Origin of the sequence: Pseudomonas sp. OTU5201 (assembly GCF_038440135.1) — a bacterium.
In the GTDB taxonomy this organism is placed as follows: Bacteria; Pseudomonadota; Gammaproteobacteria; order Pseudomonadales; family Pseudomonadaceae; genus Metapseudomonas; species Metapseudomonas resinovorans.
The window spans coordinates 84,968-111,887 of record NZ_JASATC010000009.1 but is presented as its reverse complement, the minus strand read 5'-3'; the positions used below and the strand labels follow the sequence as shown (position 1 = coordinate 111,887).

28 protein-coding genes are annotated in these 26,920 nt (G+C 61.5%); 17 read left to right on the top strand and 11 right to left on the bottom strand.

Annotation, left to right across the window (positions count from 1 at the left end; translation table 11 throughout):
* Nucleotides 1–107: 107 nt before the first annotated feature.
* The 5 genes from lptB to AAHM40_RS08075 are packed head-to-tail and all read right to left on the bottom strand — an operon-like array spanning nt 108 to nt 3,432.
* Complete coding sequence (gene lptB, locus AAHM40_RS08095; RefSeq protein WP_016490964.1) at nt 108–833, bottom strand: LPS export ABC transporter ATP-binding protein; 726 nt, start codon at nt 831–833, stop codon at nt 108–110.
* Nucleotides 833–1,369: a lipopolysaccharide transport periplasmic protein LptA gene (gene lptA, locus AAHM40_RS08090; protein WP_028628494.1), complete on the bottom strand. Its 537-nt coding sequence runs from the start codon at nt 1,367–1,369 to the stop codon at nt 833–835. The genes lptB and lptA overlap by 1 nt, the downstream gene beginning before the upstream one ends.
* On the bottom strand, nt 1,356–1,925 hold the full coding sequence (gene lptC, locus AAHM40_RS08085) for an LPS export ABC transporter periplasmic protein LptC (protein WP_342244174.1): 570 nt from the start codon (nt 1,923–1,925) through the stop codon (nt 1,356–1,358). The genes lptA and lptC overlap by 14 nt, the downstream gene beginning before the upstream one ends.
* Before the next feature lie 8 nt (nt 1,926–1,933).
* Complete coding sequence (locus tag AAHM40_RS08080) at nt 1,934–2,458, bottom strand: KdsC family phosphatase (RefSeq protein ID WP_342244173.1); 525 nt, start codon at nt 2,456–2,458, stop codon at nt 1,934–1,936.
* Nucleotides 2,458–3,432 carry a KpsF/GutQ family sugar-phosphate isomerase gene (locus tag AAHM40_RS08075; protein ID WP_280285705.1) on the bottom strand — a complete coding sequence of 325 codons (975 nt, stop codon included), beginning with the start codon at nt 3,430–3,432 and terminating at the stop codon, nt 2,458–2,460. The genes AAHM40_RS08080 and AAHM40_RS08075 overlap by 1 nt, the downstream gene beginning before the upstream one ends.
* Nucleotides 3,433–3,663: 231 nt before the next feature.
* Between AAHM40_RS08075 and AAHM40_RS08070 the strand changes: the two genes are divergently transcribed.
* The 10 genes from AAHM40_RS08070 to hisC all read left to right on the top strand — a co-directional run bounded on the left by AAHM40_RS08070 (nt 3,664) and on the right by hisC (nt 11,565).
* Nucleotides 3,664–4,473 (top strand): ATP-binding cassette domain-containing protein, encoded by an 810-nt coding sequence (locus AAHM40_RS08070; protein WP_028628490.1) that lies wholly within the window; start codon nt 3,664–3,666, stop codon nt 4,471–4,473.
* Entirely contained in the window at nt 4,473–5,270 is a 798-nt protein-coding gene (mlaE, locus tag AAHM40_RS08065) for a lipid asymmetry maintenance ABC transporter permease subunit MlaE (RefSeq protein ID WP_028628489.1), read from the top strand. Before AAHM40_RS08070 ends, mlaE begins: the two co-directional genes overlap by 1 nt.
* Nucleotides 5,270–5,737 carry an outer membrane lipid asymmetry maintenance protein MlaD gene (mlaD, locus tag AAHM40_RS08060; protein WP_342244172.1) on the top strand — a complete coding sequence of 156 codons (468 nt, stop codon included), beginning with the start codon at nt 5,270–5,272 and terminating at the stop codon, nt 5,735–5,737. Before mlaE ends, mlaD begins: the two co-directional genes overlap by 1 nt.
* Nucleotides 5,738–5,748: 11 nt before the next feature.
* Complete coding sequence (locus AAHM40_RS08055) at nt 5,749–6,393, top strand: MlaC/ttg2D family ABC transporter substrate-binding protein (RefSeq protein WP_028628487.1); 645 nt, start codon at nt 5,749–5,751, stop codon at nt 6,391–6,393.
* Nucleotides 6,390–6,698, top strand: a complete 309-nt coding sequence (locus tag AAHM40_RS08050) for an STAS domain-containing protein (RefSeq protein ID WP_342244171.1) — start codon at nt 6,390–6,392, stop codon at nt 6,696–6,698. Before AAHM40_RS08055 ends, AAHM40_RS08050 begins: the two co-directional genes overlap by 4 nt.
* A 108-nt stretch (nt 6,699–6,806) precedes the next feature.
* Nucleotides 6,807–7,046: a BolA family protein gene (locus tag AAHM40_RS08045; protein ID WP_028628485.1), complete on the top strand. Its 240-nt coding sequence runs from the start codon at nt 6,807–6,809 to the stop codon at nt 7,044–7,046.
* 20 nt (nt 7,047–7,066) lie between these two features.
* Nucleotides 7,067–8,332 carry a UDP-N-acetylglucosamine 1-carboxyvinyltransferase gene (gene murA, locus AAHM40_RS08040; RefSeq protein WP_028628484.1) on the top strand — a complete coding sequence of 422 codons (1,266 nt, stop codon included), beginning with the start codon at nt 7,067–7,069 and terminating at the stop codon, nt 8,330–8,332.
* Between the two features lie 90 nt (nt 8,333–8,422).
* The gene (gene hisG / locus AAHM40_RS08035; RefSeq protein WP_028628483.1) at nt 8,423–9,058 is read left to right on the top strand and encodes an ATP phosphoribosyltransferase; all 636 of its coding nucleotides are present in this window, start codon (nt 8,423–8,425) and stop codon (nt 9,056–9,058) included.
* A 123-nt stretch (nt 9,059–9,181) separates the two neighbouring features.
* Nucleotides 9,182–10,510, top strand: a complete 1,329-nt coding sequence (gene hisD, locus AAHM40_RS08030; protein ID WP_342244170.1) for a histidinol dehydrogenase — start codon at nt 9,182–9,184, stop codon at nt 10,508–10,510.
* A 2-nt stretch (nt 10,511–10,512) separates the two neighbouring features.
* Nucleotides 10,513–11,565, top strand: a complete 1,053-nt coding sequence (hisC, locus tag AAHM40_RS08025; RefSeq protein WP_342244169.1) for a histidinol-phosphate transaminase — start codon at nt 10,513–10,515, stop codon at nt 11,563–11,565.
* 63 nt (nt 11,566–11,628) lie between these two features.
* On the opposite strand, the gene AAHM40_RS08020 is transcribed toward hisC, so the two are convergent.
* From AAHM40_RS08020 to algW, 3 genes are all read right to left on the bottom strand, one after another.
* A complete protein-coding gene (locus tag AAHM40_RS08020; protein WP_342244168.1) occupies nt 11,629–12,357 on the bottom strand; it encodes a DUF4198 domain-containing protein in 729 nt (242 codons plus the stop codon).
* A gap of 11 nt (nt 12,358–12,368) precedes the next feature.
* The gene (locus AAHM40_RS08015) at nt 12,369–14,468 is read right to left on the bottom strand and encodes a TonB-dependent siderophore receptor (RefSeq protein WP_342244167.1); all 2,100 of its coding nucleotides are present in this window, start codon (nt 14,466–14,468) and stop codon (nt 12,369–12,371) included.
* Nucleotides 14,469–14,599: 131 nt separating this feature from the next.
* The gene (gene algW, locus AAHM40_RS08010) at nt 14,600–15,751 is read right to left on the bottom strand and encodes a Do family serine endopeptidase AlgW (RefSeq protein ID WP_342244166.1); all 1,152 of its coding nucleotides are present in this window, start codon (nt 15,749–15,751) and stop codon (nt 14,600–14,602) included.
* Between the two features lie 111 nt (nt 15,752–15,862).
* Between algW and AAHM40_RS08005 the strand changes: the two genes are divergently transcribed.
* The 3 genes from AAHM40_RS08005 (at nt 15,863) to cysN (ending at nt 19,601) form a co-directional block, all read left to right on the top strand.
* A complete protein-coding gene (locus tag AAHM40_RS08005; protein WP_342244165.1) occupies nt 15,863–16,621 on the top strand; it encodes a Nif3-like dinuclear metal center hexameric protein in 759 nt (252 codons plus the stop codon).
* A gap of 148 nt (nt 16,622–16,769) precedes the next feature.
* Nucleotides 16,770–17,687, top strand: coding sequence for a sulfate adenylyltransferase subunit CysD (gene cysD / locus AAHM40_RS08000; RefSeq protein WP_028628478.1), 918 nt, complete (start codon nt 16,770–16,772; stop codon nt 17,685–17,687).
* A gap of 12 nt (nt 17,688–17,699) precedes the next feature.
* Nucleotides 17,700–19,601, top strand: coding sequence for a sulfate adenylyltransferase subunit CysN (cysN, locus tag AAHM40_RS07995; protein ID WP_342244164.1), 1,902 nt, complete (start codon nt 17,700–17,702; stop codon nt 19,599–19,601).
* A gap of 88 nt (nt 19,602–19,689) precedes the next feature.
* Here the strand turns inward: cysN and AAHM40_RS07990 are convergent, their stop codons facing one another.
* Nucleotides 19,690–20,130, bottom strand: coding sequence for a YhcB family protein (locus AAHM40_RS07990; RefSeq protein ID WP_028628476.1), 441 nt, complete (start codon nt 20,128–20,130; stop codon nt 19,690–19,692).
* Between the two features lie 129 nt (nt 20,131–20,259).
* Between AAHM40_RS07990 and AAHM40_RS07985 the strand changes: the two genes are divergently transcribed.
* The 3 genes from AAHM40_RS07985 (at nt 20,260) to zapE (ending at nt 23,452) form a co-directional block, all read left to right on the top strand.
* A complete protein-coding gene (locus AAHM40_RS07985; RefSeq protein WP_342244163.1) occupies nt 20,260–20,886 on the top strand; it encodes an alpha/beta hydrolase in 627 nt (208 codons plus the stop codon).
* A 29-nt stretch (nt 20,887–20,915) separates the two neighbouring features.
* Nucleotides 20,916–22,262, top strand: a complete 1,347-nt coding sequence (locus AAHM40_RS07980; RefSeq protein WP_342244162.1) for a tryptophan--tRNA ligase — start codon at nt 20,916–20,918, stop codon at nt 22,260–22,262.
* A 95-nt stretch (nt 22,263–22,357) separates the two neighbouring features.
* Nucleotides 22,358–23,452, top strand: coding sequence for a cell division protein ZapE (zapE, locus tag AAHM40_RS07975; protein WP_342244161.1), 1,095 nt, complete (start codon nt 22,358–22,360; stop codon nt 23,450–23,452).
* Nucleotides 23,453–23,512: 60 nt separating this feature from the next.
* On the opposite strand, the gene AAHM40_RS07970 is transcribed toward zapE, so the two are convergent.
* Both AAHM40_RS07970 and AAHM40_RS07965 read right to left on the bottom strand, forming a co-directional pair.
* Nucleotides 23,513–24,478, bottom strand: coding sequence for a hypothetical protein (locus AAHM40_RS07970; RefSeq protein ID WP_342244160.1), 966 nt, complete (start codon nt 24,476–24,478; stop codon nt 23,513–23,515).
* Between the two features lie 129 nt (nt 24,479–24,607).
* A complete protein-coding gene (locus tag AAHM40_RS07965; protein ID WP_162144818.1) occupies nt 24,608–25,507 on the bottom strand; it encodes a GlxA family transcriptional regulator in 900 nt (299 codons plus the stop codon).
* A gap of 249 nt (nt 25,508–25,756) precedes the next feature.
* Between AAHM40_RS07965 and AAHM40_RS07960 the strand changes: the two genes are divergently transcribed.
* Nucleotides 25,757–26,896 carry an acyl-CoA dehydrogenase family protein gene (locus AAHM40_RS07960; protein WP_342244159.1) on the top strand — a complete coding sequence of 380 codons (1,140 nt, stop codon included), beginning with the start codon at nt 25,757–25,759 and terminating at the stop codon, nt 26,894–26,896.
* The last annotated feature ends 24 nt before the right edge of the window (nt 26,897–26,920 follow it).

Here is a 26,920-nt window from a genome sequence, read left to right as displayed (position 1 = left end):
CATCCACTACAGGGCGCCGTAGCGCCACCAGGAAGCAAATTATATGCCTGACCTTGAAGGATTTTCCTAGCTTACGCAACCGGCCTTGTAGGCAAGGTCGCGGGACGCTACAGGCGGAACTCGTGGCCCAGATAGACTTCCTTCACCAACTGGTTGGCCAGGATTGCTTCCGCATCCCCCTCGGCGATCAGTTGTCCGTCACTGACAATGTAGGCGGTCTCGCAGATATCGAGTGTCTCGCGGACATTGTGGTCGGTGATCAGTACGCCGATCCCCTTGGCCTTGAGGTGATGGATGATCTGCTTGATGTCCCCCACGGAAATTGGGTCCACACCGGCGAAGGGCTCGTCCAACAGAATGAATTTGGGGGCAGTGGCCAGTGCGCGGGCGATTTCCACGCGACGACGTTCGCCACCTGACAGGCTCATGCCGAGGCTATCGCGGATATGGCTGATATGAAATTCCTGCAGCAGGCTCTCCAGTTCCTTGCGGCGTGCGGCGCGGTCGAGTTCCTTGCGGGTCTCTAGAATCGCCATGATGTTGTCCGCCACGCTGAGCTTGCGGAAGATCGAGGCTTCCTGCGGCAGATAGCCGATGCCGGCGCGAGCACGGCCATGCATGGGTTGGTGAGTGACGTCCTGCTGGTCGATCAGGACGCGTCCCTGGTCTGCCTTGACCAGGCCGACGATCATATAGAAGCAGGTAGTCTTGCCCGCGCCGTTGGGGCCGAGGAGGCCGACGATCTGGCCGCTGTCGATTGACAGGCTGACGTCGCGGACCACCTGACGGCTCTTGTAGCTCTTGGCCAGGTGCTGGGCTTTGAGAGTCGCCATTACTGTGCTTTCTGCTCTTTCTTCTTCGGCTGGATGACCATGTCGATCCGCGGGCGCGGCGTGGTCACGTTGCTGCCGGTGGCGCGGCCTGCGTTGACGATCTGGCGTTGGGTGTCATAGACGATCTTCTCGCCTTCGAAGGTGTTGCCTTCCTGAATCACCTTGGCCTGGTCGAGCAGGATGATGCGCTCGTTGGCGGCGAAGTATTGAATGGTCAGGCCGTAGGCCTTGACTATTTCCTTGTCCACCGCGGGCTTCTGTTCGTAGTACGCGGGTTTGCCCACCGAGGTGAATACCTCGACGTCGCCGTTGGAGTCTTGGGTAATGGTGACAGTGTCGCCGGTGATCTTCAGGGTGCCCTGGGTAATCACCACGTTGCCGCGGTAGACCGCGACACCTTGCTTGTCATCAAGCTCGGCGCTGTCGGCCTGGACGCGAATCGGTTGCTCGCGGTCCGTAGGCAGTGCCCAGGCGGCAGCACTTCCGAGTGCGGTGCCCAGGCTGAGCAACAGGGGGAGGGTATTAACGAACCTCATGCTGGCCTCTTACGTTGGACTGCAGGATCATCCTGCTGTCATTCAAGTACGCTTTCATTCCTTGTGCCGTGGTCACCCCATTGGCCGCCTCGATTCTAACGGCTTGCTGGGTCTGCGCATATTCCTCGTCGGGGAATACGGTCAGTCGGCTGGTGGTCAGGAGGGTCGGACGGCCCTTGGCATCAGTGCGGGCCACTCGGACCTTATCGATCAATTCAACTTGCTTGCCTTCGGGGCCCACTTCGCCACGCTCGCTCTGCACGTGCCAGGGAAAAGCCGTACCGCGATGCAGGAGCAGGTCGGGACTGGTCAGCAGTGTGACATCAGTGGCCTTGATATGTTCGAGGTGTGTAGCGGTCAGCTCGTAGTGAAGCTTCCCGTCTTCCTGGAACTGGGTGCTCTTCCCATTTTCCACAAAGAAGTCGATGGCGTTTTCATTTCCCGCTACCGGAGACCGGTCCATGAAGCTTTCAGGGCTGATGTTCCAGTAGCCGAGGGCGACGAGCAGTGCTGCGATGGGAACCAGGACCAGTGCCAGTCGGATGTTCTTGGACATGTCAGGCCTCAGAGATAGGCGGCTTGTGCCGCTTCCAGGTTGCCCTGGGCGCGCAGGATGAGTTCGCAGAACTCACGGGCCGCCCCCTCGCCGCCACGTGCCTGCGTGACGCCATGGGCGTACTGCCTCACGAAGGCGTCCGCATTAGCCACGGCCATACCCAGGCCGACTCGACGCATTACAGGAAGGTCTGGCAGGTCATCGCCTAAGTAGGCGACCTGATCGTGGGTCAGTTCGAGTTCCGCGAGCAGGCCATCCAGCACAATCAGCTTGTCCTCGCGTCCCTGGAACAGGTGCTGGATGCCGAGGTTCTGCGCGCGGCGCTCGACGACTTCGGATTGGCGGCCGCTGATGATCGCGGTACGTACTCCCGCGTTCATCAGCATCTTGATGCCTTGGCCGTCCAGGGTGTTGAAGGTCTTGAACTCGCCGCCTCCGGGGAGGAAATAGAGGCGGCCGTCGGTTAGTACGCCATCCACGTCGAATACCGCCAGACGAACGGCCTTGGCACGGGTGAGGAGGTCGTTGCTCATCAGATCACTCCGGCTCGGGTCATGTCATGAATATGCAGGGCGCCGATGGGGTGGTCGTCTTCGTCGACCACGACCAGCACGTTGATCTTGTGGTCATCCATGATCTTCAGGGCCTCAGCGGCAAGCATGTCCGGGCGTACAGTCTTGCCATGGACGGTCATGACGTCGTCGATGCTGGCCTGGCGCACATCGATGCCTTTATCCAGGGTGCGGCGCAGGTCGCCGTCGGTGAAGATGCCGGCTAGACGGCCATCGTTCTCGTATACCGCGGTCATGCCCAGGCCCTTGCGGGTCATTTCCAGAAGTGCTTCGCGCAGCGGCGTGCCACGCGCGACGCTGGGCAAGCTTTCGCCGCCATGCATGATGTTCTCCACCTTGAGCAGGAGGCGTCGGCCCAGCGCGCCGCCCGGATGGGAGAAGGCGAAGTCTTCGGCGGTGAAGCCACGAGCTTCCAGCAGGGCGATTGCCAGGGCATCGCCCAGTACCAGGGAGGCGGTGGTGGAGGAGGTGGGCGCGAGGTTCAGCGGGCAGGCTTCCTGGGCAACGCGAGCGTCCAGGTTTGCCGCAGCGGTCTTGGCCAGTGGGGAATCCGGATTGCCCGTGAGGCTGATCAGGGTGATGCCCAGGCGTTTGATCAGCGGCAACAGGGTGACGATCTCGGCAGTCGACCCGGAGTTTGAAAGCGCCAGGACCACGTCGTCGCGGGTGATCATGCCCATGTCTCCGTGGCTGGCTTCGGCCGGGTGGACGAAGAACGAGGGGGTACCGGTACTGGCCAGGGTGGCGGCGACCTTTTTGCCGACGTGGCCTGACTTGCCCATCCCGACTACGACTACGCGTCCCTTGCACGCCAGAATCAGTTCGCAGGCGCGAACGAAATCGGCGTCGATGCGCGGCAGAAGGGCGTCGATGGCCTCGCGTTCGAGTCGGATAGTACGTTGTGCGGACTTGATGAGATCGCTGGATTGGCTCATGGAGGGCGTGCAGTTGCCGAGGGAAAAGGCGGCGATTATAGCGATAAAGGTGATTTAGCTCACGCGCCAATGCCGTGGAGGCTGTCGCAAAGCTGAACAGACGCTGGTGTGGCCTTGGGAGCAGCAGTGGCGCGGTGATATAGTCCGCGCCTTGTTCGGCCCGTCCTGGGCGGGGTGTCCTTGCGTTGGGATGCGTCGTCTTTCAGGGAGGCTGTATCGCAAGGAGTTTAGATGAGCGCCGAAAACGCCTATGCCGTCGAGTTGAAGGGAGTGACCTTCAATCGCGGCACGCGCAGCATTTTTCAAGATGTCGATATCCGCATTCCGCGGGGCAAGGTAACCGGCATCATGGGGCCTTCCGGCTGCGGCAAGACCACGTTGCTGCGCCTGATCGCCGCCCAGCTCAAGCCTGCCAGTGGCGAGGTCTGGGTCAATGGCCAGAATCTACCCAAACTCTCCCGTGCCGACCTGTTCGACATGCGTAAGCAGTTTGGCGTGCTGTTCCAGAGTGGTGCGCTGTTCACTGATTTGGATGTCTTCGAGAACGTCGCCTTTCCGCTGCGGGTGCACACCAGGCTCCCTGAGGAAATGATTCGTGACATAGTTTTGATGAAGCTCCAGGCCGTTGGCTTGCGTGGCGCCATCGAGCTGATGCCTGATGAACTCTCCGGTGGCATGAAGCGCCGTGTGGCGCTTGCTCGGGCGATTGCGCTCGATCCGCAGATATTGATGTATGACGAACCGTTCGTCGGTCAGGACCCCATTGCCATGGGCGTACTGGTGCGCTTGATTCGCCTGCTCAACGATGCGCTGGGTATCACCAGCATCGTGGTTTCCCACGACCTGGCAGAAACCGCGAGCATCGCGGACTATCTCTACGTGGTGGGCGATTCCCAGGTACTGGGGCAGGGAACCCCGGATGAGCTGATGAATTCCGATAACCCGCGTATCCGCCAGTTCATGAAAGGCATCCCGGACGGTCCGGTGCCCTTCCATTTCCCGGCGCCGGATTACCGCAAAGACTTGCTGGGGGGGCGCTGATGCGCAAGAAATCCTTGCTCGAGCGCATTCGCCTGCTCGGGCGTTCCGGTCTGGATGTGCTGGAAGCGTTGGGGCGCTCCACCCTGTTCCTGATCCACGCCCTGTTTGGCCGTACCGGCGTGGGCAACGGCTTTCAGTTGCTGGTCAAGCAGCTCTACGCCGTTGGTGTACTGTCGTTGGCGATCATAGTGGTCTCCGGCGTTTTCATCGGCATGGTGCTGGCCCTCCAAGGCTATAACATCCTGGTCGACTACGGATCCGAGCAGGCTGTGGGCCAGATGGTTGCACTGACTTTGCTGCGTGAGCTTGGGCCAGTGGTGACCGGTCTGCTCTTTGCGGGACGCGCTGGCTCGGCGCTGACGGCCGAGATCGGCAATATGAAGTCCACCGAACAACTCTCCAGCCTGGAGATGATCGGTGTCGATCCGCTCAAGTACATCATTGCACCGCGTCTTTGGGCGGGCTTCATCTCGATGCCGCTGCTGGCGATCATCTTCAGCGTGGTGGGCATCTGGGGCGGCGCTATGGTTGCCGTGGACTGGCTGGGAGTCTATGAGGGCTCTTTCTGGTCCAACATGCAGAACAGTGTGCAATTCACCGAGGATGTGCTGAACGGCGTGGTCAAGAGCGTCGTATTCGCCTTCGTGGTGACCTGGATCGCTGTGTTCCAGGGCTATGACTGCGAGCCGACCTCGGAAGGGATCAGCCGCGCAACGACTAAAACCGTGGTCTACGCCTCGCTGGCCGTGCTGGGGCTTGACTTCATCCTGACCGCCTTGATGTTTGGAGATTTCTGATGCAAATCCGCACCTTGGAAATTGGTGTCGGCCTGTTCCTCCTGGCCGGTATGTTGGCCTTGCTGCTTCTAGCCCTGCGGGTCAGCGGTCTGTCTTATGGCGCCAATGGCGACACCTACAAGCTTTACGCGCATTTCGACAATATTGCCGGTTTGACTGTCAGAGCAAAGGTAACCATGGCTGGTGTCACCATAGGCAAAGTTACCGCTATCGATCTGGATCGCGACAGCTACACCGGCCGCGTCACAATGGAAGTGGAGAAGCGTGTGGATAATCTGCCCGCCGACTCCACGGCTTCCATCCTCACTGCCGGCCTGCTGGGTGAGAAGTACATTGGCATCAGTGTCGGTGGTGATGAGGAGCTGCTCGCAGATGGCGGCACCATCCGCGACACCCAGTCGGCCCTGGTGCTGGAAGATCTGATCGGAAAGTTCTTGCTGAACACGGTCAATAAAGAGAGCAAATGAGGATTCGAAACATGATTAAAGCTCTGCGAAACGGCCTGTTGGTGCTGCTGGCGGCTCTGCCCCTGCTGGCCACGGCTGCGCCGAGTGCGCGCGATGTGGTGCAGCAGACCACTGACCAATTGCTGGCCGACCTCAAGGCAAACAAGCAGCAGTATCGCAGTGACCCGAACGCATTCTATGAGGCCCTGAACGGCATTCTCGGTCCGGTCGTGGATGCCGATGGCATCTCTCGCAGCATCATGACCGTCAAGTATTCGCGCAAGGCCACGCCCGAGCAGATGACCCGCTTCCAGGAGAACTTCAAGCGCAGCCTGATCCAGTTCTACGGAAACGCCTTGCTGGAGTACGACAACCAGGAAATCCGGGTGCTGCCGACCAAGAAGGAAGACCCCGAACGCACCAGTGTGGGAATGGAGGTCAAGGACAGCAAGGGCACGGTCTACCCGGTCTCCTACACCATGGTGAACGTCAATGGGCAGTGGATGCTACGTAACGTGATCATCAATGGCATCAACATCGGCAAGCTGTTCCGTGATCAGTTCGCCGATACCATGCAGCGTAATGGCAATGACCTCGACAAAACCATCAACGGTTGGGCCGAGGTGGTCGCCAAGGCTAAGCAGTCCGATGAGGCCAAACAGGCGGGCGGACAATGAGTGAGGCCCGTATCGAACAGGCGGCTCCGGGCGAGTTGCGTCTGGTCGGCGTGCTCGATTACAGCACTGGACCGCAGCTGCGTGAGGCGGGCAGGCAGATGATCCGTGCCAGTAAAGGCACTGGTCTGCTGCTGGACTGCTCCGCAGTAGAGAAGACCAGCAGTGTCGGCCTCGCCCTGCTACTGGCTTTCATGCGGGATGCCGAGGCTGCCGGAAAGGCGGTGACGGTGCGTGGAATGCCGGAGGATATGCGGCAGATCGCCGAAGTATCCGGAGTGACCGAACTGCTGCCGCTAGAGGCTTGACCGGTCCGACGGCCCTCCGTCAGGCCCCGCGCACGCGGGGTTCGCAGGCGGAGGGCTTTTTTGTATCATGGCCGACCCGCGCGCGTTGGGCGCCGATTGAGGTTGAGCATGCAGGCCGTAGAAGTGAAAAGCCTCCTGGAGGCGAAACTGCCAGGTACTCAGGTGGAAGTTGAAGGGGAAGGCTGCAACTTCCAGTTGAACCTGATCAGCGATGAGCTGGCCGGCCTGAGCCCGGTAAAGCGTCAGCAGCAGGTATACGCCCACCTGAATCCCTGGATTGCTGACGGCAGCATCCATGCTGTCACCATGAAATTCTTCAGCCGGGCCGCCTGGGCCGAGCGCTCCTGAGCTCCGCTGCCGAGAGAACTATGGACAAACTGATTATTACCGGCGGTCAACGCCTCGATGGCGAGATCCGCATTTCCGGCGCAAAGAACTCCGCGCTGCCGATCCTGGCCGCTACCCTGCTGGCCGACACACCGGTCACTGTGGCCAACCTGCCACACCTGCACGACATCACCACCATGATCGAGCTCTTCGGTCGTATGGGCGTGCAGCCAGTGATCGACGAGAAGCTGGCCGTAGAAGTTGACGCCAGCAGCATCAAGACCTTGGTCGCTCCCTACGAGCTGGTCAAGACCATGCGTGCTTCCATCCTGGTGCTTGGCCCCATGGTTGCCCGCTTCGGCGAGGCCGAAGTGGCTCTGCCTGGTGGCTGCGCCATTGGTTCGCGGCCGGTCGACCTGCACATCCGTGGTCTTGAGGCCATGGGGGCGAAGATCGATGTCGAGGGTGGTTACATCAAGGCCAAGGCCCCGGCCGGCGGCCTGCGCGGCGCCAATTTCTTCTTCGATACCGTCAGCGTGACCGGCACCGAAAACATCATGATGGCTGCTGCCCTGGCCAACGGTCGTACTGTGCTGCAGAACGCCGCTCGTGAACCGGAAGTGGTTGACCTGGCCAACTGCCTGATCGCCATGGGCGCTCAGATCCAGGGCGCTGGTACCGATACCATCACCATTGATGGCGTCAAACGTCTGGGCGGCGCGCGCTACAACGTAATGCCCGACCGTATCGAAACCGGTACCTACCTGGTGGCTGCCGCCGCCACTGGCGGCCGCGTCAAGCTCAAGGACACCGATCCGACCATCCTCGAAGCCGTGCTGCAAAAGCTTGAAGAGGCGGGTGCCCACATCAACACAGGCAACAACTGGATCGAGCTGGACATGAAAGGCAACCGCCCGAAAGCGGTTAACGTCCGTACTGCCCCTTATCCAGCGTTCCCCACCGACATGCAGGCCCAGTTCATCTCCATGAACGCCGTGGCTGAAGGCACCGGTGCGGTGATCGAGACGGTGTTCGAAAACCGCTTCATGCACGTCTACGAAATGAATCGCATGGGCGCTCAGATCCTGGTCGAAGGCAACACCGCCATCGTCACCGGCGTACCGAAGCTCAAGGGTGCACCGGTCATGGCCACCGATCTTCGTGCTTCCGCCAGCCTGGTGATCGCCGGCCTGGTTGCTGAGGGTGACACTCTGATCGACCGCATCTACCACATTGATCGCGGTTACGAGTGCATCGAAGAAAAACTGCAGTTGCTCGGCGCCAAGATCCGTCGCGTGCCGGGTTAGGTCGTGTTACCGGCCGGCCCTGAACTGGGCCGGCCAGTAGCGACCGCGCAACAGGCCCTGAACGGGCCGTAGCCAAGGAAATCCAGTTTCATGCTCACCATCGCACTGTCCAAGGGCCGCATTCTCGACGACACCCTGCCGTTGCTCGCCGAAGCCGGCATTGTGCCCACTGAGAATCCGGACAAGAGCCGCAAGCTGATCATCCCTACTACTCAGGACGATGTGCGCTTGCTCATTGTGCGTGCCACCGACGTGCCTACCTACGTCGAGCACGGCGCCGCCGACCTCGGCGTTGCCGGCAAGGATGTGCTGATGGAGTATGGTGGCCAGGGCCTTTATGAGCCTCTGGACCTCAGAATCGCCTGCTGCAAGTTGATGACCGCCGGTGCGATTGGCGCACCTGAGCCCAAAGGTCGCCTGCGTGTAGCCACCAAGTTCGTCAACGTCGCCAAGCGCTATTACGCTGAACAGGGCCGTCAGGTCGACGTAATCAAACTGTATGGCTCCATGGAACTGGCGCCACTTGTGGGGCTGGCCGACAAGATCATCGACGTGGTCGACACCGGTAACACCCTGCGCGCCAATGGCCTGGAGCCCCAGGAACTGATCGCCACCATCAGCTCGCGGCTGATCGTCAACAAGGCATCGATGAAGATGCAGCACGCACGCATTCAGGCACTGATCGAAGTGCTCCGCAATGCCGTCGAGTCTCGACACCCAAGCTGACACCTTGAGTGCGGCCCTGCGCCGCACGCGCCTATCCGTGTCATAGCCAATATTCTCGGGTGCCCGCACGGTGGGCTTGCTACTCTAGCGGCGCCCGAGCTATTGCCATTCATGAGGCCCGCTATGACCGCTCCAATCGCTATCCGCCGACTCAATGCCGCTGATCCGGACTTTGCGCGACACCTGGATCATCTGCTGAGCTGGGAAAGCGTATCCGACGAAGCGGTCAATCAGCGTGTCCTCGACATCATCAAGGCCGTGCGCGAGCGTGGCGATGCCGCAGTAGTCGAGTTCACCCAGCGTTTCGATGGCGTTCAGGCGTCCTCCATGGCCGAGCTGATTCTGCCGCGCGAGCGCCTGGAGTTGGCACTGACGCGCATTACTGCCGAGCAGCGTAAGGCGCTGGAAACCGCCGCCGAGCGCGTGCGCAGCTACCACGAGAAACAAAAGCAGGAATCCTGGACCTACACCGAGGCCGACGGCACCGTGCTGGGCCAGCAAGTCACCCCGCTGGATCGAGCAGGCCTGTACGTGCCGGGTGGCAAGGCGTCCTACCCGTCGTCCGTGCTGATGAACGCGATTCCTGCCAAGGTTGCCGGCGTCACCGAGGTGGTGATGGTGGTGCCCACCCCCCGTGGCGAGATCAATGAAATCGTCCTCGCTGCCGCTTGTGTGGCCGGTGTGGATCGCGTTTTCACCATTGGTGGCGCCCAGGCCGTAGCCGCGTTGGCCTACGGTACCGAGAGCGTGCCCCAGGTAGACAAGATTGTCGGTCCGGGCAACATCTACGTTGCCACCGCCAAGCGCCATGTGTTCGGACAGGTGGGTATCGACATGATTGCGGGCCCCTCGGAAATCCTGGTGGTCTGCGACGGGGGAACCGATCCGGACTGGATTGCCATGGACCTGTTCTCCCAGGCCGAGCACGACGAGGATGCACAGGCCATCCTGGTCAGCTCCGACGCTGCTTTCCTCGACAAGGTGGCCGCCAGCATCGACAAGCTGCTGCCGACCATGGAACGTGCCGAGATCATCCGTACTTCGTTGCAGAACCGTGGTGCGCTGATCCAGGTGACCGACCAGGCTCAGGCCTGTCAGGTGGCCAATCGTATTGCTCCCGAGCACCTGGAATTGTCCGTTGCCGATCCACAGGCCTGGCTGCCGCAGATCCGCCACGCTGGCGCCATCTTCATGGGTCGCTACACCGCTGAAGCGCTGGGTGACTACTGTGCCGGCCCGAACCACGTGCTGCCGACTTCCGGCACCGCGCGCTTCTCCTCGCCGCTCGGCGTATACGATTTCCAGAAGCGCTCTTCGATCATCTTCTGCTCGGCCGGCGGCGCGTCCGAACTGGGCAAGACCGCGTCCGTACTGGCCCGTGGCGAGTCGCTGACCGCCCACGCGCGCAGCGCTGAGTACCGAATTGCTCCTAACAAAGAGCAGGGGGAGTGAACATGAGCAAGTTCTGGAGTCCCTTCGTCAAGGAGCTGGTGCCCTACGTACCGGGTGAGCAGCCCAAGCTGGCCAAGCTGGTGAAGCTGAACACCAACGAGAATCCCTATGGCCCGTCACCCAAGGCAGTGGCGGCCATGCAGGCCGAGGTTGGCGACAACCTGCGCCTGTATCCGGACCCGAACAGCGATCGCCTGAAGCATGCGGTGGCCGATTACTATGGTGTGCAGCCTAGCCAGGTGTTCGTCGGAAACGGTTCGGATGAGGTCCTGGCCCACGCCTTCCACGGTCTGTTCCAGCACGGCAAGCCGCTGCTGTTCCCGGACGTGAGCTACAGCTTCTACCCGGTCTACTGTGGCCTTTACGGCATTCCGTTCGAGGCGTTGCCGCTGGACGAGCAGTTCCAGATCCGCGTCGAGGATTACGCGCGCCCCAACGGCGGCATCGTCTTCCCCAACCCCAATGCCCCGACCGGTTGCCTGCTGGCGCTTGAGGCAATCGAGCGTCTGCTCCAGGCCAATCCAGATACGGTGGTGCTGGTGGATGAGGCCTATATCGACTTCGGTGGCCAGACCGCCATCAGTCTGGTGGATCGCTACCCGAACCTGCTGGTGACTCAGACCCTATCCAAGTCCCGCTCCCTGGCAGGGCTGCGGGTGGGGCTGGCTGTGGGGCATCCGGACCTGATCGAGGCGTTGGAGCGGATCAAGAACAGCTTCAACTCCTACCCGCTGGATCGCATGGCCATCGCGGGGGCAGCGGTCGCCTTCGAAGACAGGGCCTACTTCGAGGATACCTGCCGCAAGGTAATCGACAGCCGTGAGCACCTGGTGGCCGAGCTGGGCAAGCTGGGCTTCGACGTACTACCGTCGGCTGCCAATTTCGTCTTTGCGCGTCACCCGCAGAAGGATGCTGCCGGCATCGCCGCAGGGCTGCGCGAGCAGGGCGTGATCGTTCGCCACTTCAAGCAGGAACGCATTGCCCAATTCCTGCGGATCACCATCGGCACGCCGGAGCAGAACCAGACACTGCTGGACGCTCTGAATACGCTTTAAGCCTTCTGCGATCGAAAGAAAAAGCCGAGTGTGGAATTCCGCACTCGGCTTTTTCTTGGGCCATTATTCGTGGTGTGGCGCACCGAGGAACGTCAGTGAGCTGAAAAGGCCCTGTTGCTTCACGTTCGGATCGTTCGGCGTATTGAGGGTGACCTGGGTGGCGATGATGTTCAGCCCGGCGTTGCGCACTAATACCTTGGCGCGGCCCTCGGCATCGGTTTTCGCACTGATGGCGTCGGGCTCACCACGATAGTCGCCGATCAGTTCGACACCGGCGGCGGGTTTGCCATCGAGCAGGACTCTCACCGATAGCGGTTTGCCCGGACCGACTTCCAGCGGGTCGACCTCAGGCACGATCGCCAGGCGCATGCGCTGGAGCTCCGGCAGTCGGGCGCCGGGCTGATAGAAGGCGAGGCTGTACTTCCAGGTATGAATGGAGGCAATAGCGTCGGGCACCTGGCGCTGGCCCTGGTTGATCCATTGCTTGTCGGCAGTCTGCGACCAGGGGCCGTTATCCAGGGCGACTGCCAGGGTCGCGGGGACCTTCAAGGGTTTGAGGCGGGCGTGGTCGGCCAGTCGTTCCACCGTTACCGGAATCATTCTGCCCTGGCCATCGAAGGCCCAGGCGCCGCTGACTTTATCCGCCTTGAAAGCGTCGTCCTCGGCACCGTGGCCATAGATCACTTCGATGTTGCCACGACGTTGCTCGGTCCAAAGGCCGTGGGCCTGGACGCTGCTGGCGAAGAGGGCGGCAATGAGGGGCGTGACGAGTAAGCATTTGTCCAGTCGCATGGGGGGCCTTTTCAGAGGTCGAGGGTGAGGTTGAAGTTGAGGTTGCGGGGCTCTCCAGGCATGACCCAGACGCTGTTGTAGGAGCGTTCGTAGTACTTGCGGTCGAAGAGGTTGTTGAGGTTCACGCCGAGGCTTACCCGTTCGCTTGCCTTGTAGTGGGCGAGCAGGTCGAAGGTTGTGTAGGCGGGCAGCTCGAACTGGCTGCCGGCCTGGCCGGATCGGTCGCCGACATAGTTGAAAGCGGCGCCCACATCCGATCCGCGCAGGTTGCCGCCCTGGAACTCGTAGACCGCCAGCAGGCTGCCGCTGTGCTCGGGAACGCCAAGCAGTCGGCTGCCTTCGGGGAGTACGTTGTCCTTGGTGATTTCGGCGTCGATGTAGGCATAGGCGCCGATAACCCGTACTGCTTCGTTCAGTTGGCCGCTGACCTGCAGGTCCAGGCCCTGGCTGCGCGCACGTCCGGCGGCAATATTCTGCGAGGGATTGCTCGGGTCGGCAGTGAGCACGTTTTCCTTGTCGATGTGGAAGAAGGCGACTGTGGCGCCGAGGCGGCCGTCCAGAAGGTTGAGCTTGACGCCGGCTTCCTTGCCCAACCCTTTCTCTGGCTCGAACACCGTGCCCTGGCTGCTGATGGTGTTGGGCTTGACGGAGGTCGCGGCGTTGGCGAACAGACCGAGCTCCGGCGCCAATTGATAGAGCAGCCCGCTGCGCAGGGTCAGATTGTCTTTGTCCTGGGCGTTGCGCACGGCGGTGGCGCGGTTCAGTGCGGTCTGCTCAAAGTGCTCGAAGCGTGCGCCGATCAGCCCCTTCCAGTTGCCTCCGAAGTCGATCTGGTCTTGCAGGTTCAGGGCATGGCTTTCCACTTGCTCGAAGAAGTCGTTGGGGTTGGTCAGCGCTGGCTTGGGTTTGCCATAGACCGGGTTGTAGATGTCCTGACCGTATTCGAGCGAAGCGAGGCTTTGCGGGTATTTCTGGCTGCTACGGTAGTTCTCGACCTCCAGGCCGAAGAGAGGCTGGTGAAGCCAGTCGCCGGTTTCGACATGGCCGTGCAGCTCCAGCTGGGTGATGCTGTCGTTCCACTCGAAATTGCGCTGGCGGTAGAAGCGGCTGACTTCGTTGCCGATCAGTCGTGAGCTCTCCGAGGCGTCGCCATGCAGGTGGCCCTGGGCGTAGTGGTTGGCCACGCGCAGCTTCCAGCTGTCATTGAGATTGTGCTCAAGGCTGGCTTGGAGCATCTGGTTGCGGTTGCGGATATCGCCGTCGTTGGGCTCGCCCAGGAAAGTGGAGCGCTTCACCGAGCCCAGCTCGCCGTTTACCGCCGGGAGGCCACGATCGAACACCGAGTCGTGCTGCACGAATTCGGTTTCCAGCAGCAGGCGAGTGTCAGGGCTCAGTTGCCAGCTTAACGACGGGCTGATCACCAGGCGCTGGTTGCCGACGTGGTCGCGGAAGCTGCCGTTGTCCTCAGTGGCCAGGTTGATGCGCGAGAGCAACCGCGCGCTATCGTCGAGCGGTGCGTTGACGTCCAGACTCGTGCGATAGCGGTCCCAGCTACCGGCGCTGGCCTTGAAGCGGGAAAACGCTTCGGTCTGGGGCTTCTTGGTCACGATATTCACGGTGCCGCCTGGATCACCACGGCCATAGAGGCTTGCGGCGGGGCCCTTGAGCACTTCGATGCGCTCGATCCCAGAACTGTCGGGCGAGCTATAACTGCCACGGTTGATGGCGAAGCCGTTCTTGTACAGCTCGCCGGTAGTGAAGCCGCGAATGCTGTAGGAGAGGAAGGTCAGTCCGCCAAAGTTGTTCTGTCGCGACACGCCGCCAGCGAAATCCAGGGCGCGGTCGAGGCGAGTGCTGCCGAGATCGTCCAGTACCTGCGCCGGAACCACGCTGACGGCCTGGGGAATGTCGCGGATATCGGTATCGGTGCGGGTGGCACTGGCCGAGCGAGTGGCGCGGTAACCCTGCACCGGGCCGTCGGCACTTTCATGGCTATGGCTTTCTATCTGTATGTCGTCAAGCAGCAGTGGGAGGGCGGGGTCGGCCGCTGCGGCTTCGCCAAGGAGGCTCAAGACCAGTCCTGTGGCAGGTGCAAGGTGGCGGGAGGGCATCGGATGATCTCGCTATAAATGTAATAACATAACATTCTGCAAGATAGGAATTGTTCTTGTCCAGTGTTGGAGGATGCGTGTGCTCGATTGCAGAAACTAAAACGGCGCCCGAAGGCGCCGTTATTGTGGGGTCAGTTTCCGCCGTTGCTGCTGGGTGGTGGACGAACGCCGACTTCGGCGATCAGCTCCAGCTCCTTGCCGTTGCGCATGACCTGGATGCTGACCTTCTCTCCCGGGCGGGCGCGGGCTACCTGGTTCATCGAGCGACGGCCGTCGCCTGCGGGTTCGCCCTCGATACTCAGGATGATGTCGCCGGGCTGCAGTGCCGCGCGTTGCGCCGGGCTGTCGCGGTAGATGCCGGCGACGACGATACCGGGTCGACCTTCCAGGCCAAAGGACTCGGCCAGCTCTGGGGTCAGCGGCTGAACCTCGATCCCAAGCCAGCCGCGAATCACCGAACCGTGCTCGATGATCGCCTTCATCACCTCCAGTGCCAGCTTGGTGGGGATGGCGAAGCCGATGCCCTGGGAGCCGCCGGACTTGGAAAAGATCGCGGTGTTGATGCCGATCAAGTTGCCGTTGGCGTCCACTAGCGCGCCGCCGGAGTTGCCGGGGTTGATTGCGGCATCGGTCTGGATGAAGTCTTCGTAGGTGTTCAGGCCGAGCTGGTTGCGGCCGGTGGCGCTGATAATGCCCATGGTCACGGTCTGGCCGACACCGAAGGGGTTGCCGATGGCCAGGGCGACATCGCCGATGCGGATGTTGTCCGAGCGGCCGAGAGTGATGGGTGGCAAGTCCTTGAGGTCGATCTTCAGCACCGCCAGGTCCGTTTCCGGGTCGCTGCCCACCAGGCGTGCCAGGGTCTCACGGCCGTCCTTGAGGGCTACCACGATCTGGTCGGCGCCGGCGGTTACGTGGTTGTTGGTCAACAGGTAGCCTTCGGGGCTCATGATCACCGCTGAACCCAGGCTGGACTCCATGCGCCGTTGACGCGGCAGGTTGTCGCCGAAAAAGCGGCGGAACTGCGGGTCCTCGAACAGCGGGTGGGCGGGCTTGCTCACCATCTTGGTGGTGTAGAGGTTGGCTACTGCCGGCGAGGCGCTGGTGACCGCGTCCGCATAGGAGTCAGGACCTTGGCGGGTGAAGTTGAACTTGGGTGCTTCCTGCAGATGCACTTCCTGGCGAGGCAGACCGACCCATTCAGGGTATTGCTGGATGATCAGCAGTGCCACGAGCACGCCGACAATCAGGGGCCAGCCGAGATATCGCAGGGCCTTGAGCATCGAGGGAGAATCCTGAGGGTTGCGAGGGGCAGGGGTGCCCCTTAAGGTGGCGCCATTATACGAGGGCGCCCGTTAAAAACGAGCCGTCCGCAACAGCTTGTGAGGAACGCCATGGCCATTGCCTTGAACACTCTGGTGGAAGAAGCGGAGCGCTACCTGAACGCCTCGCGCATCCAGGATTACTGCCCCAACGGCCTGCAGGTCGAGGGGCGTCCCCAGGTCAGTCGGATCGTCACCGGCGTCACCGCCAGCCAGGCCCTGCTGGACGCCGCGGTGGAGGCCGAGGCGGATGTGGTGCTGGTTCACCACGGTTACTTCTGGAAGGGTGAAAATCCATGCGTGGTCGGCATGAAGCAGCGTCGTCTGAAGACCCTACTGGCCAACGACATCAGCCTGTTGGCCTATCACCTGCCACTGGATCTGCATGCCGAGGTGGGCAACAACGTTCAGCTCGCGTGCCAGTTGGACATCATCGTTGAGGGCCCGCTTGAACCGGATAATCCGCGTACTGTTGGCCTGATCGGTTCCTTGGTCGAGCCCATGACTGCCATCGACTTCGCTCGTCGTGTGCACGAGGTCCTGGGGCGTGAGCCGCTGCTGGTTGAGGGCGACCGGATGATCAGTCGGGTCGGCTGGTGCACTGGTGGCGGCCAGGGCTACATCGATACCGCGATAGCAGCGGGCGTCGATCTCTATCTGACTGGCGAAGCCTCTGAGCAGACCTTCCATAGTGCACGGGAAAACGGTATCAGCTTCATCGCCGCCGGCCATCATGCGACCGAGCGCTACGGCGTGCAGGCGCTGGGCGACTATCTGGCGCGGCGTTTCGCCCTGGAACATCTCTTTATCGATTGCCCGAATCCCGTTTGAGGGCGCTGCGCGGCATCTGCCCGGTGGGCATATCGCTAGATTGTTTCGTTCTAAACAGGCCCCTCAATAGAAGGGAGGGGCTGTGTTAGAGTGCCCGCTCGTCCACGGCCCGCCGGCCGTCGTATCAGAAAGACCTTCGTGAGTAGCCATGCTCGATAAACTGACGCACCTGAAACAGCTGGAGGCGGAGAGCATCCACATCATTCGTGAAGTGGCCGCCGAATTCGACAACCCGGTGATGCTCTACTCCATCGGTAAAGACTCCGCCGTCATGCTGCACCTCGCGCGCAAGGCGTTCTTCCCCGGCAAGCTGCCGTTCCCGGTCATGCATGTCGACACCCGGTGGAAGTTCCAGGAGATGTACCGCTTCCGCGACAAGATGGTCGCCGAGATGGGCCTGGACCTGATCACCCACGTCAACCCGGAAGGCGTAGCCCAGGGCATCAACCCCTTCACCCATGGCAGTGCAAAGCACACTGACGTGATGAAGACCGAGGGTCTGAAGCAGGCACTCGACAAGTACGGCTTCGATGCGGCATTCGGCGGCGCTCGCCGCGACGAGGAGAAGTCTCGCGCCAAGGAGCGCGTCTACTCCTTCCGCGACAGCAAGCATCGCTGGGATCCGAAAAACCAGCGCCCCGAACTCTGGAACGTCTACAACGGCAAGGTGAAGAAGGGCGAGTCGATTCGCGTCTTCCCGCTGTCCAACTGGACTGAGCTGGACATCTGGCAGTACATCTACCTGGAACAGATTCCGATCGTTCCGCTGTACTTCGCCGCCGAGCGTGAAGTCATCGAGAAGAACGGCACGCTGATCATGATCGACGACGAGCGTATCCTCGAGCATCTCTCCGACGAAGAGAAAGCGCGAATCGAGAAGCGCATGGTGCGTTTCCGCACCTTGGGCTGCTACCCGCTGACTGGCGCGGTGGAGTCCACGGCGACCACGTTGCCGGAAATCATCCAGGAAATGCTCCTGACCCGCACTTCCGAACGCCAGGGACGGGTCATCGACCACGACGCCGCCGGCTCGATGGAAGAGAAGAAACGTCAGGGCTATTTCTAAGGATTCCGCATCATGAGCCACCAATCCGATCTGATCAGCGAGGACATCCTCGCCTACCTGGCCCAGCACGAACGCAAGGAACTGCTGCGCTTCCTCACTTGCGGCAACGTCGATGACGGCAAGAGCACCCTGATCGGGCGCCTGCTGCACGACTCCAAGATGATCTACGAAGACCATCTGGAAGCCATCACCCGTGATTCGAAGAAAGTCGGCACCACCGGTGACGACGTTGACCTGGCGCTGCTGGTCGACGGCCTGCAGGCCGAGCGCGAGCAGGGCATCACCATTGACGTGGCGTACCGTTACTTCAGTACCGCCAAGCGCAAGTTCATCATTGCCGATACCCCCGGCCATGAGCAGTACACCCGCAATATGGCGACCGGCGCCTCCACCTGCGACCTTGCCATTATCCTGGTTGACGCCCGCTACGGTGTGCAGACCCAGACCCGCCGGCACAGCTACATCGCCTCCTTGCTGGGTATCAAGCATATCGTCGTCGCCATCAACAAGATGGACCTGAAAGACTTCGACCAAGGCGTCTTCGAGGCGATCAAGGCCGACTACCTGCAGTTCGCCGAGCGCATCAAGCTCAACCCCACATCGATCCACTTCGTGCCGATGTCGGCCCTGAAGGGCGACAACGTGGTGAACAAGAGTGAACGCTCGCCCTGGTACACCGGGCAGTCGCTGATGGAAATCCTTGAAACCGTGGAAATCGCCGGCGACCGCAACGTCTCCGACATGCGCTTCCCAGTGCAGTACGTGAACCGCCCGAACCTCAACTTCCGCGGTTTCGCCGGCACCCTGGCGAGCGGCATAGTGCGCAAGGGCGACGACGTGGTGGCCCTGCCGTCGGGCAAGGGCAGCCGGGTCAAGTCCATCGTCACTTTCGAGGGCGAGTTGGAGCAGGCCGGCCCCGGCCAGGCCGTCACCCTGACCCTTGAAGACGAGATCGACGTCTCCCGCGGCGACATGCTGGTGCATGCCGACAACAGTCCGCAGATCACCGACAGCTTCGACGCCATGCTGGTGTGGATGTCCGAGGAGCCGATGCTTCCGGGCAAGAAATACGACATCAAGCGCGCCACCAGCTATGTGCCGGGTTCCATCCCGAGCGTCACCCACAAGGTGGATGTGAACACCCTCGAGGAAACCGCCGGCAGCAGCCTGCAGCTGAACGAGATCGCCAAGGTCAAGGTCAGCCTGGATGCGCCCATCGCTCTCGACGGGTATGAGCAGAACCGCACCACTGGCGCCTTCATCGTCATCGACCGCCTGACCAATGGCACCGTCGGCGCCGGCATGATCATCGCCGACCCGCAGGCCGGGCGTAACGTCGACGGCCACCACGGCCGGCAGGCCCACGTATCCCCCGAGGAGCGTGCCGCGCGCTTCGGCCAGCAACCGGCTACCGTGCTGTTCAGCGGCCTCTCAGGCGCAGGAAAGAGCACCTTGGCCTACGCCGTGGAGCGCAAGCTCTTCGACATGGGGCGGGCCGTCTACGTGCTGGATGGCCAGAACCTGCGTCATGACCTGAACAAGGGTTTGCCGCAGGATCGCGCCGGTCGTACCGAGAACTGGCGACGTGCCGCTCACGTTGCGCGTCAGTTCAACGAAGCCGGCCTGCTCACTTTGGCTGCCTTCGTTGCGCCGGACGCCGAAGGTCGCGAGCAGGCCAAGGCGCTGATCGGCGCCGAGCGGCTGATCACCGTCTACGTCCAGGCTTCGCCTCTGGCGTGCCGCGAGCGTGACCCGCAAGGCCTCTACGCTGCTGGTCAGGACAATATCCCGGGAGAGTCCTTCCCCTACGACGTGCCGCTGGATGCCGATCTGGTGATCGACACCCAGTCCGTCACGGTAGAAGAGGGCGTCAAGCAAGTCCTGGAGTTGCTCCGCTCTCGCGGTGCGATCTAAGCGACCGAACAACAAAAAGCCCCGCATTGCGGGGCTTTTTGTTGGCCTCTGGATCGGCTGGCCGATCGGAGGTCCAGACCTGTCGGAATCAGTACTTGCCTTTCAGGCCGAATGTCTCGTCCAGGGTGCCAGGGGCGTCCGGGGCTTTGGGCGCATAGTCTTTGGGCGCTTCATTGCTCTTCGGTGGTGTCAGGCGCTCTCGCGGACTGGCAGCCTCATCGGCGTGTAGTGCGGCCAGTAAGCGTTGGCGAGTCAGCTCATCCAGGGCCAGGCGGCTAGCGCCCTCGGACAGATGCTCCTGCACTTCCTGGTAGCTCTGGGTGAGTTTTTTCACCAGGCTGGCGGTGGTGTTGAAGTGAGTGACCACCTCACTCTGGTAGGTATCGAAACGTTCCTGCAGATCATCCAGCTGGCGCTGCGTCCGGCTCGGAGCGGCATTGGGCACCAGGCGGGCGATCAGGAATCCGATGCCGATACCGGCGAGCAGGGCGAAGGCTGGTAACAACCAGACGGTGAGCGACTGTTCCACGAGTCCTTCCTCTATAAACGGCTTTGCTTTACGTTAACGGCTCGAATCCGCGCTGTATACCGCGACGCAAGCCCTGTTGTGCTAATCCAAGACGAGTCGACCCGTCACGGGGTCACGGAGTTTCCCTAGTTGAGCCGCGAAAACCCTCTCCTGCTCGATGGCCCCTGTGGCCAGATCGAGGCGCTGCATCTTGATTTACCCGAGGCCAAGGGCCTGGCGCTAATCTGTCATCCCAATCCGATGCAAGGCGGCACCATGCTCAACAAGGTGGTTTCCACCCTGCAACGCACCGCCCGTGACGCGGGATACAGCACATTGCGCTTCAACTATCGAGGCGTCGGCGCCAGTACCGGTAGTCATGACATGGGCACTGGCGAGGTGGACGACGCCGAAGCCGTCGCCCACTGGTTCCACACCCAGCGACCGGAGTTGCCTCTGACCCTGTTCGGCTTCTCCTTTGGTGGCTTCGTTGCTGCCAGCCTTGCCGGTCGCCTCGAGCGTCAGGGTATCTTGGTTCCACGCCTGTTCATGGTGGCACCGGCGGTCATGCGCCTGACGGCGGATAACCCACTGCCTGAAGGCGGCGAGGTGACAGTGATCCAGCCTGAAGCCGATGAGGTCGTGCCGCCCCAAGTGGTGTATGACTGGTCTGCTGGCCTCACGCGCCCCCATGAGCTGCTGAAAGTGGCAGAATGCGGGCACTTCTTCCACGGCAAGCTGACCGATCTCAAGGATCTGGTCCTGCCGCGTCTCTGATTCCGAACGAAGTCTGACAAGCGAACACCATGACCACTCGTATCCTTACCGGCATCACCACCACCGGCACCCCGCACCTCGGCAACTACGCAGGCGCCATCCGCCCGGCCATCGTTGCCAGTCGCGCCAGCGACGTCGATTCCTTCTACTTCCTGGCCGACTACCATGCCCTGATCAAGTGCGACGATCCGGTCCGCATCCAGCGTTCGCGCCTGGAAATCGCCGCCACCTGGCTGGCCTGTGGCCTGGATACCAATAAAGCGACCTTCTACCGCCAGTCTGACATTCCCGAGATCCCCGAGCTCACTTGGCTGCTGACTTGCGTCAGCGCCAAGGGGCTGCTCAATCGGGCGCACGCTTACAAGGCTTCCGTGGACAAGAACCTGGAGAACGGCGAGGACCCTGATGCCGGCGTCACCATGGGCCTGTACAGCTACCCCGTGCTGATGGCCGCGGACATTCTGATGTTCAACGCACACAAAGTGCCGGTTGGCCGCGACCAGATCCAGCATGTGGAGATGGCCCGCGACATCGGCCAGCGCTTCAACCACCTGTTTGGTGCCGGTCGCGAGTACTTCACCCTGCCGGAAGCAGTGATCGAGGAAGAGGTAGCGACCTTGCCCGGCCTCGACGGCCGCAAGATGTCCAAGAGCTACGACAACACGATTCCACTGTTTGGTAGCGCCAAGCAGCTGAAGGACGCCATCGCGCGCATCGTCACCGACTCCCGCGCCCCCGGCGAGCCGAAAGACCCGGACAACTCCCACCTTTTCACCCTCTACCAGGCCTTCGCCACCTCGGCGCAGCTCGCCGAGTTCCGTGCTGACCTGCTGGCTGGCCTGGCCTGGGGTGAAGCCAAGCAGCGTCTGTTCCAGTTGCTCGACAACGAACTGGGCGAGGCGCGCGAGCACTACCATGCACTGATCGAGCGACCGTCCGATCTGGAGGACATCCTTCTGGCCGGCGCTGCCAAGGCCCGCAAGATCGCCACACCCTTCCTCAACGAGCTGCGCGAGGCTGTCGGCTTGCGATCGTTCCGCACCAACGTACAAGCTGGTGGCGAGACGAAGAAGAAAGCGGCCAAGAGCGCGCGCTTCGTGAGTTTCCGCGACGAGGACGGCAGCTTCCGTTTCCGTCTGCTGGATGCCGATGGGGAGCAACTGCTGCTGTCTCGCTCCTTCGCCGACGGCAAGACCGCCGGCCAGGTCAGCAAGCGCCTGCAGTCAAGCGATGAACTGGACCTGCGTGTTGAAGGCGAAGCCTTCGGTATCTGGCTGGATGACGAGCAGGTGGCTTCCAGCCCGGCTTTTGCCGACGCAGCGGCCTGCGATGCAGCTATCCAGCGCCTCTATGCGGCTCTCGCGTCCCAGGAATAACGGCCTTTCCAGCGGCCGGCTTTGCCGGCCAATTGCCAATCCACGGGGCAGGCTCTAAAGTACTCGCCCCGTTTTTCGTTGCCTTGCTACCGATCATGACCCCCCTCGAGCGCTACCAGGCCGATCTCAAACGGCCGGATTTCTTCCACGATGCTGCGCAGGAAACGGCTGTTCGCCACTTGCAGCGGCTGTATGACGACCTGATCGCCGACGGGCGCAGCAAGCCCGGCCTGCTGGGTGGCCTGTTCGGCAAGAAGCGACAGGGCCCGGTGAAGGGCCTGTACTTCTGGGGTGGAGTGGGTCGCGGTAAGACCTACCTGGTGGATACCTTCTACGATGCACTTCCGTTCAAGCAGAAGATGCGTACCCACTTCCACCGCTTCATGAAGCGCGTTCATGAGGAGATGAAGACCCTCAAGGGCGAAAAGAACCCGCTGACCATCATTGGCAAGCGTTTCGCCGATGAAGCCCGAGTGATCTGCTTCGACGAGTTCTTCGTCTCCGATATCACCGACGCCATGATTCTGGCCACGCTCCTCGAGGAGCTGTTCAAGAACGGCGTCAGCCTGGTGGCGACCTCGAACATTGTCCCTGATGGCCTCTACAAGGACGGCCTGCAGCGGGCGCGGTTCCTGCCTGCCATCGCGCTGCTCAAGGAGCACACCGATATCGTCAACGTTGACAGTGGCGTGGACTATCGGTTGCGCGCCCTCGAGCAGGCGGAATTGTTCCACTTCCCGCTGGACACCGAGGCCGAGGCCAGCCTGAGTCGCAGCTTCAAGAGCCTGCTGCCGGACTGCACGATGGCTCAGGAAAACGAAGTCCTGATGATCGAGAATCGCGAAATCCGCACCGTGCGCGTCTGCGAAGACGTCGCCTGGTTCGAGTTCCGTGAGCTTTGCGATGGCCCGCGCAGCCAGAACGACTACATCGAACTGGGCAAGATCTTCCACGCGGTGATCCTTGCCAACGTCGAACAGATGGGCGTGGCCAAGGACGACATGGCGCGGCGCTTCATCAACCTGGTGGACGAATTCTACGACCGCAACGTGAAGCTGATCATCTCCGCTGAAGTGGAGCTGAAGGATCTTTATTCCGGTGGCCGCCTGAACTTCGAGTTCCAGCGTACCCTCAGCCGCCTGCTCGAGATGCAGTCCCACGAGTTCCTTTCCAGGCCGCACAAGCCCTGAGGAACACGCGCAAGAAAAAGGCTGCCCGAAGGCAGCCTTTCTCATTTTCGCCTGGGTATTTCAGTTCTGCGCCAGCTTCTGCTCCTGCTGTTTCAGCAGCCGTTGCGCATGGGCGACTTCCAGCGCTTCCATGGCGTTGATCGGCTTGATTGCCACCGCCTTCCTCAGGTGTTCCAGCGCCTTGGCTTCCTCGTCCTCGCCGTACACGTATTCCAGTGCGTTGGCGTACTCGTAGTGGCCAATGGGCAGGTCGTCGGTGGCTTTGAAGGAGCGGGCAAAGTACTGCTCCATCTTGTCCGAGCTGACCCCGTAGGTCATCTTGCCCACCAGCTTGCCCACCTTGCGGATCACGCCAGCCTCGTAGCCGCCATATAGGGCGAGAGCGAAAGGCTGCTGTGGTTGCGTTTTCAGCAGGGCATCGAGCTCATCTGGAATCTGGCTGGTATAGCCGCGCTTGAGCACTACCGGTACCGGCAGCTCTTCACCCAAGCGGGCCTTGGCGTAGGCCCGGCCGAACTGGGCGACCACATCTGCCTTGACCAGGTCGCCGGCTTCGTCGGTGTATCGGATCACCTCTTCCAACAGTTGATGCTTCTCCGTCTGATCGGGCACCAGGAACATGGCATAAACCACTTGGGCGAACATGGCTGGCACCTGGCCGCCGACGCCCAGCGCCAGACCCTGCTTCTTGGCTTTGGCGAATTCCCCCCGGAACATCAGGCGCCAGACGTCCTGCAGCTTGGCTGCATAAGCCTCGGCTTCCTCGGGCTTGCCGGTAAAGCCGGTATTGCCAGTCACAGTCAGTTCCAGGGCCTTCGGGTACTTGCTGGCCATGGTCACCACCCAGTCGGCATCCGGGTAGGGGTAGTTCGGGCCGAACCCTCGAGTCAGGCGCGGCCAGGCCTCACGCAGCTTGTCGCCGGAGTAGTCGTAGGCGGACTGGTCATAGGGGAAGGGTTTCCAGGTGTCGTCCGCCGCAGCGGTAAGGCTGCAGGCGGCTAGCAGGGCAAGCAGGTAGCGGCGCATGGCGATGGACCTTTTCTTGTTGTTGTCCTCCCGTGCCGAGGCTGGCGCGGGTTCGGGGCATCCCGTTCGGGCATGGGCCGATCATAGGGCGGTGGCGCTGGTGGCCAACCTATCCTTGGAATGGCGGCGTCATTCTCCTTTTTGCTGGTACTGACGGCGGTACTGATTCGGAGAAAGCTGGGTGTGCTGGCGAAACAGCCTGGCGAAGAAACTGGCGTCGTCGTAGCCCACTTCGTAACTGATGGTCTTGATGCTCTTGCGCGTAGCCGAGAGCAGCCCTTTCGCCGTTTCGATGCGTAACCGCTGCAGATAGTGCAGGGGCTTGTCGCCGGTAGCCGCCTGGAAGCGCCGCATGAAGTTGCGAATGCTCATGCCATGGTCGCGGGCCACATCCTCGAAACGGAACTTGTCGGCGAAGTGATCTTCCAGCCATTGCTGGATCTGCAGGATGGTCATGTCGTGGTGCAGCTTCTGCCCGCCGAAGCCGATGCGGCCCGGGGTGTAGCTGCGCTGTACTTCGTAGAGGATGTCGCGGGCGACCGCCTGGGCGATGCCGGCGCCGCAGAAGCGTTCGATCAGGTAGATGTAGAGGTCGCAGGCCGAGGTGACACCACCCGCGCAGTAGAGGTTGTCAGCGTCGGAGAGGTGCTTGTCCTGGTTCAGCAGAACCTTGGGGAAGCGCTCGGCGAACTCTCCGAAGAAGCGCCAGTAGGTCGTTGCCTCCTTGCCGTCCAGCAGGCCGGCCTGGGCCATCCAGAATACCCCGGTGGCCTCGCCGCAGATTGCACTACCGGCGGCATGGCGTTCTCGCAGCCAACCGCAGACCTGTGGATAACGCGCGAGCAGGGCGTCGAAGTCGCCCCAGAAGGCTGGGATGATGATGATTTCCGCGTCGTCCAGAGGCCCGTCTACCGGAAGTTGTACTTCACTGAAGCTATCCGCTGGCCGGCCATCAGGGCTGACCAAGTGGATCTGGAACGCGGGGGTGAGGCCCTTGCCCTGCAGTTTGCCGAAGCGCAGGCTGGCCATGTGGAAGAAGTCCTTGGCCTGCATCAAGGTGGAGGCGAAGACACCATCGATGGCCAGGATGCTGACCTGCCGAAGGTTAGGGGACTGCGAATTACTCATGGTGTTGTTCTTATTAGGGGAAAGCGGTCATTCTCCGGCTGGATCGTCTTATTTTTTGTCCTAAGTGTCCAGTGTGGCGGGGGAGGGGACTGACCTAGAGTCGGTGGCCTCCGAACCCACATGACCACAGTGTCATTCCAAGGTGATGCCATGATCCCGAGAACCCTGTTCAGCTCTGACCACGAACTCTTCCGCGACAGCGTGCGCAAGTTCCTCGAACAGGAGGCGGTGCCCTATCACCATCAGTGGGAGAAAGACGGCCACATCGATCGCACCCTGTGGAACAAGGCGGGTGAGGCCGGCATGCTCTGCTCGCACATTCCGGAGGAGTATGGCGGCATGGCTGCCGACTTCCTGTACAGCGCGGTGGTGATTGAGGAGATCGGCCGCCTGGGGCTGACCGGCATCGGCTTCTCGCTGCATTCCGATATCGTTGCACCCTACATCCTGCATTACGGCTCCGAGGCGCAGAAGAAGAAGTACCTGCCCAAGCTGGTCAGCGGTGAAATGGTGACTGCCATCGCCATGACCGAGCCTGGCGCTGGCTCGGACCTCCAAGGAGTGAAGACCACTGCGGTACTGGATGGCGACGACTATGTTATCAATGGCTCCAAGACCTTTATCACTAACGGCATTCTTGCCGACCTGGTGATTGTGGTGGCCAAGACCGACCCCAAGGCGGGCGCCAAGGGCACCAGCCTGTTCCTGGTCGAAGCGGGTACCCCCGGCTTCGCGAAGGGCAAGCGCCTGGAGAAGGTCGGCATGAAGGCCCAGGACACTGCCGAGCTGTTCTTCCAGGACGTCCGTGTGCCAAAGGAGAACCTGCTGGGTCAAGCCGGTATGGGGTTCGCTTATCTGATGCAGGAGCTGCCCCAGGAGCGTCTGACCGTGGGCATCGGCGCACTGGCCTCGGCGGAAGCGGCGCTGAACTGGACCCTGGACTACACCCGTGAGCGCAAGGCCTTCGGCAAATCCATCGCAGAGTTCCAGAATACCCGCTTCAAGCTGGCCGAGATGGCCACTGAAATCCAGGTCGGTCGTGTATTCGTCGATCGGTGCCTGGAGTTGCATCTGGATGGCAAGCTGGATGTGCCCACCGCGGCGATGCTCAAGTACTGGGGAACCGACCTGCAGTGCAAAGTGCTGGACGAGTGCGTGCAGTTGCACGGCGGCTACGGTTTCATGTGGGAATACGCGGTAGCGCGGGCCTGGGCGGACGCGCGCGTGCAGCGGATTTACGCCGGCACCAACGAAATCATGAAGGAAATCATTGCCCGATCCCTGGTGTAAGGCGGCGGTGGATACGAGGAGCCC

What these genes read in the sequence shown, in the direction of transcription:
- lptB (WP_016490964.1), bottom strand. Translation starts at nt 833, where the DNA reads ATGGCGACTCTCAAAGCCCAGCACCTGGCCAAGAGCTACAAGAGCCGT.
- lptA (WP_028628494.1), bottom strand. Translation starts at nt 1,369, where the DNA reads ATGAGGTTCGTTAATACCCTCCCCCTGTTGCTCAGCCTGGGCACCGCA.
- lptC (WP_342244174.1), bottom strand. Translation starts at nt 1,925, where the DNA reads ATGTCCAAGAACATCCGACTGGCACTGGTCCTGGTTCCCATCGCAGCA.
- AAHM40_RS08080 (WP_342244173.1), bottom strand. Translation starts at nt 2,458, where the DNA reads ATGAGCAACGACCTCCTCACCCGTGCCAAGGCCGTTCGTCTGGCGGTA.
- AAHM40_RS08075 (WP_280285705.1), bottom strand. Translation starts at nt 3,432, where the DNA reads ATGAGCCAATCCAGCGATCTCATCAAGTCCGCACAACGTACTATCCGA.
- AAHM40_RS08070 (WP_028628490.1), top strand. Translation starts at nt 3,664, where the DNA reads ATGAGCGCCGAAAACGCCTATGCCGTCGAGTTGAAGGGAGTGACCTTC.
- mlaE (WP_028628489.1), top strand. Translation starts at nt 4,473, where the DNA reads ATGCGCAAGAAATCCTTGCTCGAGCGCATTCGCCTGCTCGGGCGTTCC.
- mlaD (WP_342244172.1), top strand. Translation starts at nt 5,270, where the DNA reads ATGCAAATCCGCACCTTGGAAATTGGTGTCGGCCTGTTCCTCCTGGCC.
- AAHM40_RS08055 (WP_028628487.1), top strand. Translation starts at nt 5,749, where the DNA reads ATGATTAAAGCTCTGCGAAACGGCCTGTTGGTGCTGCTGGCGGCTCTG.
- AAHM40_RS08050 (WP_342244171.1), top strand. Translation starts at nt 6,390, where the DNA reads ATGAGTGAGGCCCGTATCGAACAGGCGGCTCCGGGCGAGTTGCGTCTG.
- AAHM40_RS08045 (WP_028628485.1), top strand. Translation starts at nt 6,807, where the DNA reads ATGCAGGCCGTAGAAGTGAAAAGCCTCCTGGAGGCGAAACTGCCAGGT.
- murA (WP_028628484.1), top strand. Translation starts at nt 7,067, where the DNA reads ATGGACAAACTGATTATTACCGGCGGTCAACGCCTCGATGGCGAGATC.
- hisG (WP_028628483.1), top strand. Translation starts at nt 8,423, where the DNA reads ATGCTCACCATCGCACTGTCCAAGGGCCGCATTCTCGACGACACCCTG.
- hisD (WP_342244170.1), top strand. Translation starts at nt 9,182, where the DNA reads ATGACCGCTCCAATCGCTATCCGCCGACTCAATGCCGCTGATCCGGAC.
- hisC (WP_342244169.1), top strand. Translation starts at nt 10,513, where the DNA reads ATGAGCAAGTTCTGGAGTCCCTTCGTCAAGGAGCTGGTGCCCTACGTA.
- AAHM40_RS08020 (WP_342244168.1), bottom strand. Translation starts at nt 12,357, where the DNA reads ATGCGACTGGACAAATGCTTACTCGTCACGCCCCTCATTGCCGCCCTC.
- AAHM40_RS08015 (WP_342244167.1), bottom strand. Translation starts at nt 14,468, where the DNA reads ATGCCCTCCCGCCACCTTGCACCTGCCACAGGACTGGTCTTGAGCCTC.
- algW (WP_342244166.1), bottom strand. Translation starts at nt 15,751, where the DNA reads ATGCTCAAGGCCCTGCGATATCTCGGCTGGCCCCTGATTGTCGGCGTG.
- AAHM40_RS08005 (WP_342244165.1), top strand. Translation starts at nt 15,863, where the DNA reads ATGGCCATTGCCTTGAACACTCTGGTGGAAGAAGCGGAGCGCTACCTG.
- cysD (WP_028628478.1), top strand. Translation starts at nt 16,770, where the DNA reads ATGCTCGATAAACTGACGCACCTGAAACAGCTGGAGGCGGAGAGCATC.
- cysN (WP_342244164.1), top strand. Translation starts at nt 17,700, where the DNA reads ATGAGCCACCAATCCGATCTGATCAGCGAGGACATCCTCGCCTACCTG.
- AAHM40_RS07980 (WP_342244162.1), top strand. Translation starts at nt 20,916, where the DNA reads ATGACCACTCGTATCCTTACCGGCATCACCACCACCGGCACCCCGCAC.
- zapE (WP_342244161.1), top strand. Translation starts at nt 22,358, where the DNA reads ATGACCCCCCTCGAGCGCTACCAGGCCGATCTCAAACGGCCGGATTTC.
- AAHM40_RS07970 (WP_342244160.1), bottom strand. Translation starts at nt 24,478, where the DNA reads ATGCGCCGCTACCTGCTTGCCCTGCTAGCCGCCTGCAGCCTTACCGCT.
- AAHM40_RS07965 (WP_162144818.1), bottom strand. Translation starts at nt 25,507, where the DNA reads ATGGCCAGCCTGCGCTTCGGCAAACTGCAGGGCAAGGGCCTCACCCCC.
- AAHM40_RS07960 (WP_342244159.1), top strand. Translation starts at nt 25,757, where the DNA reads ATGATCCCGAGAACCCTGTTCAGCTCTGACCACGAACTCTTCCGCGAC.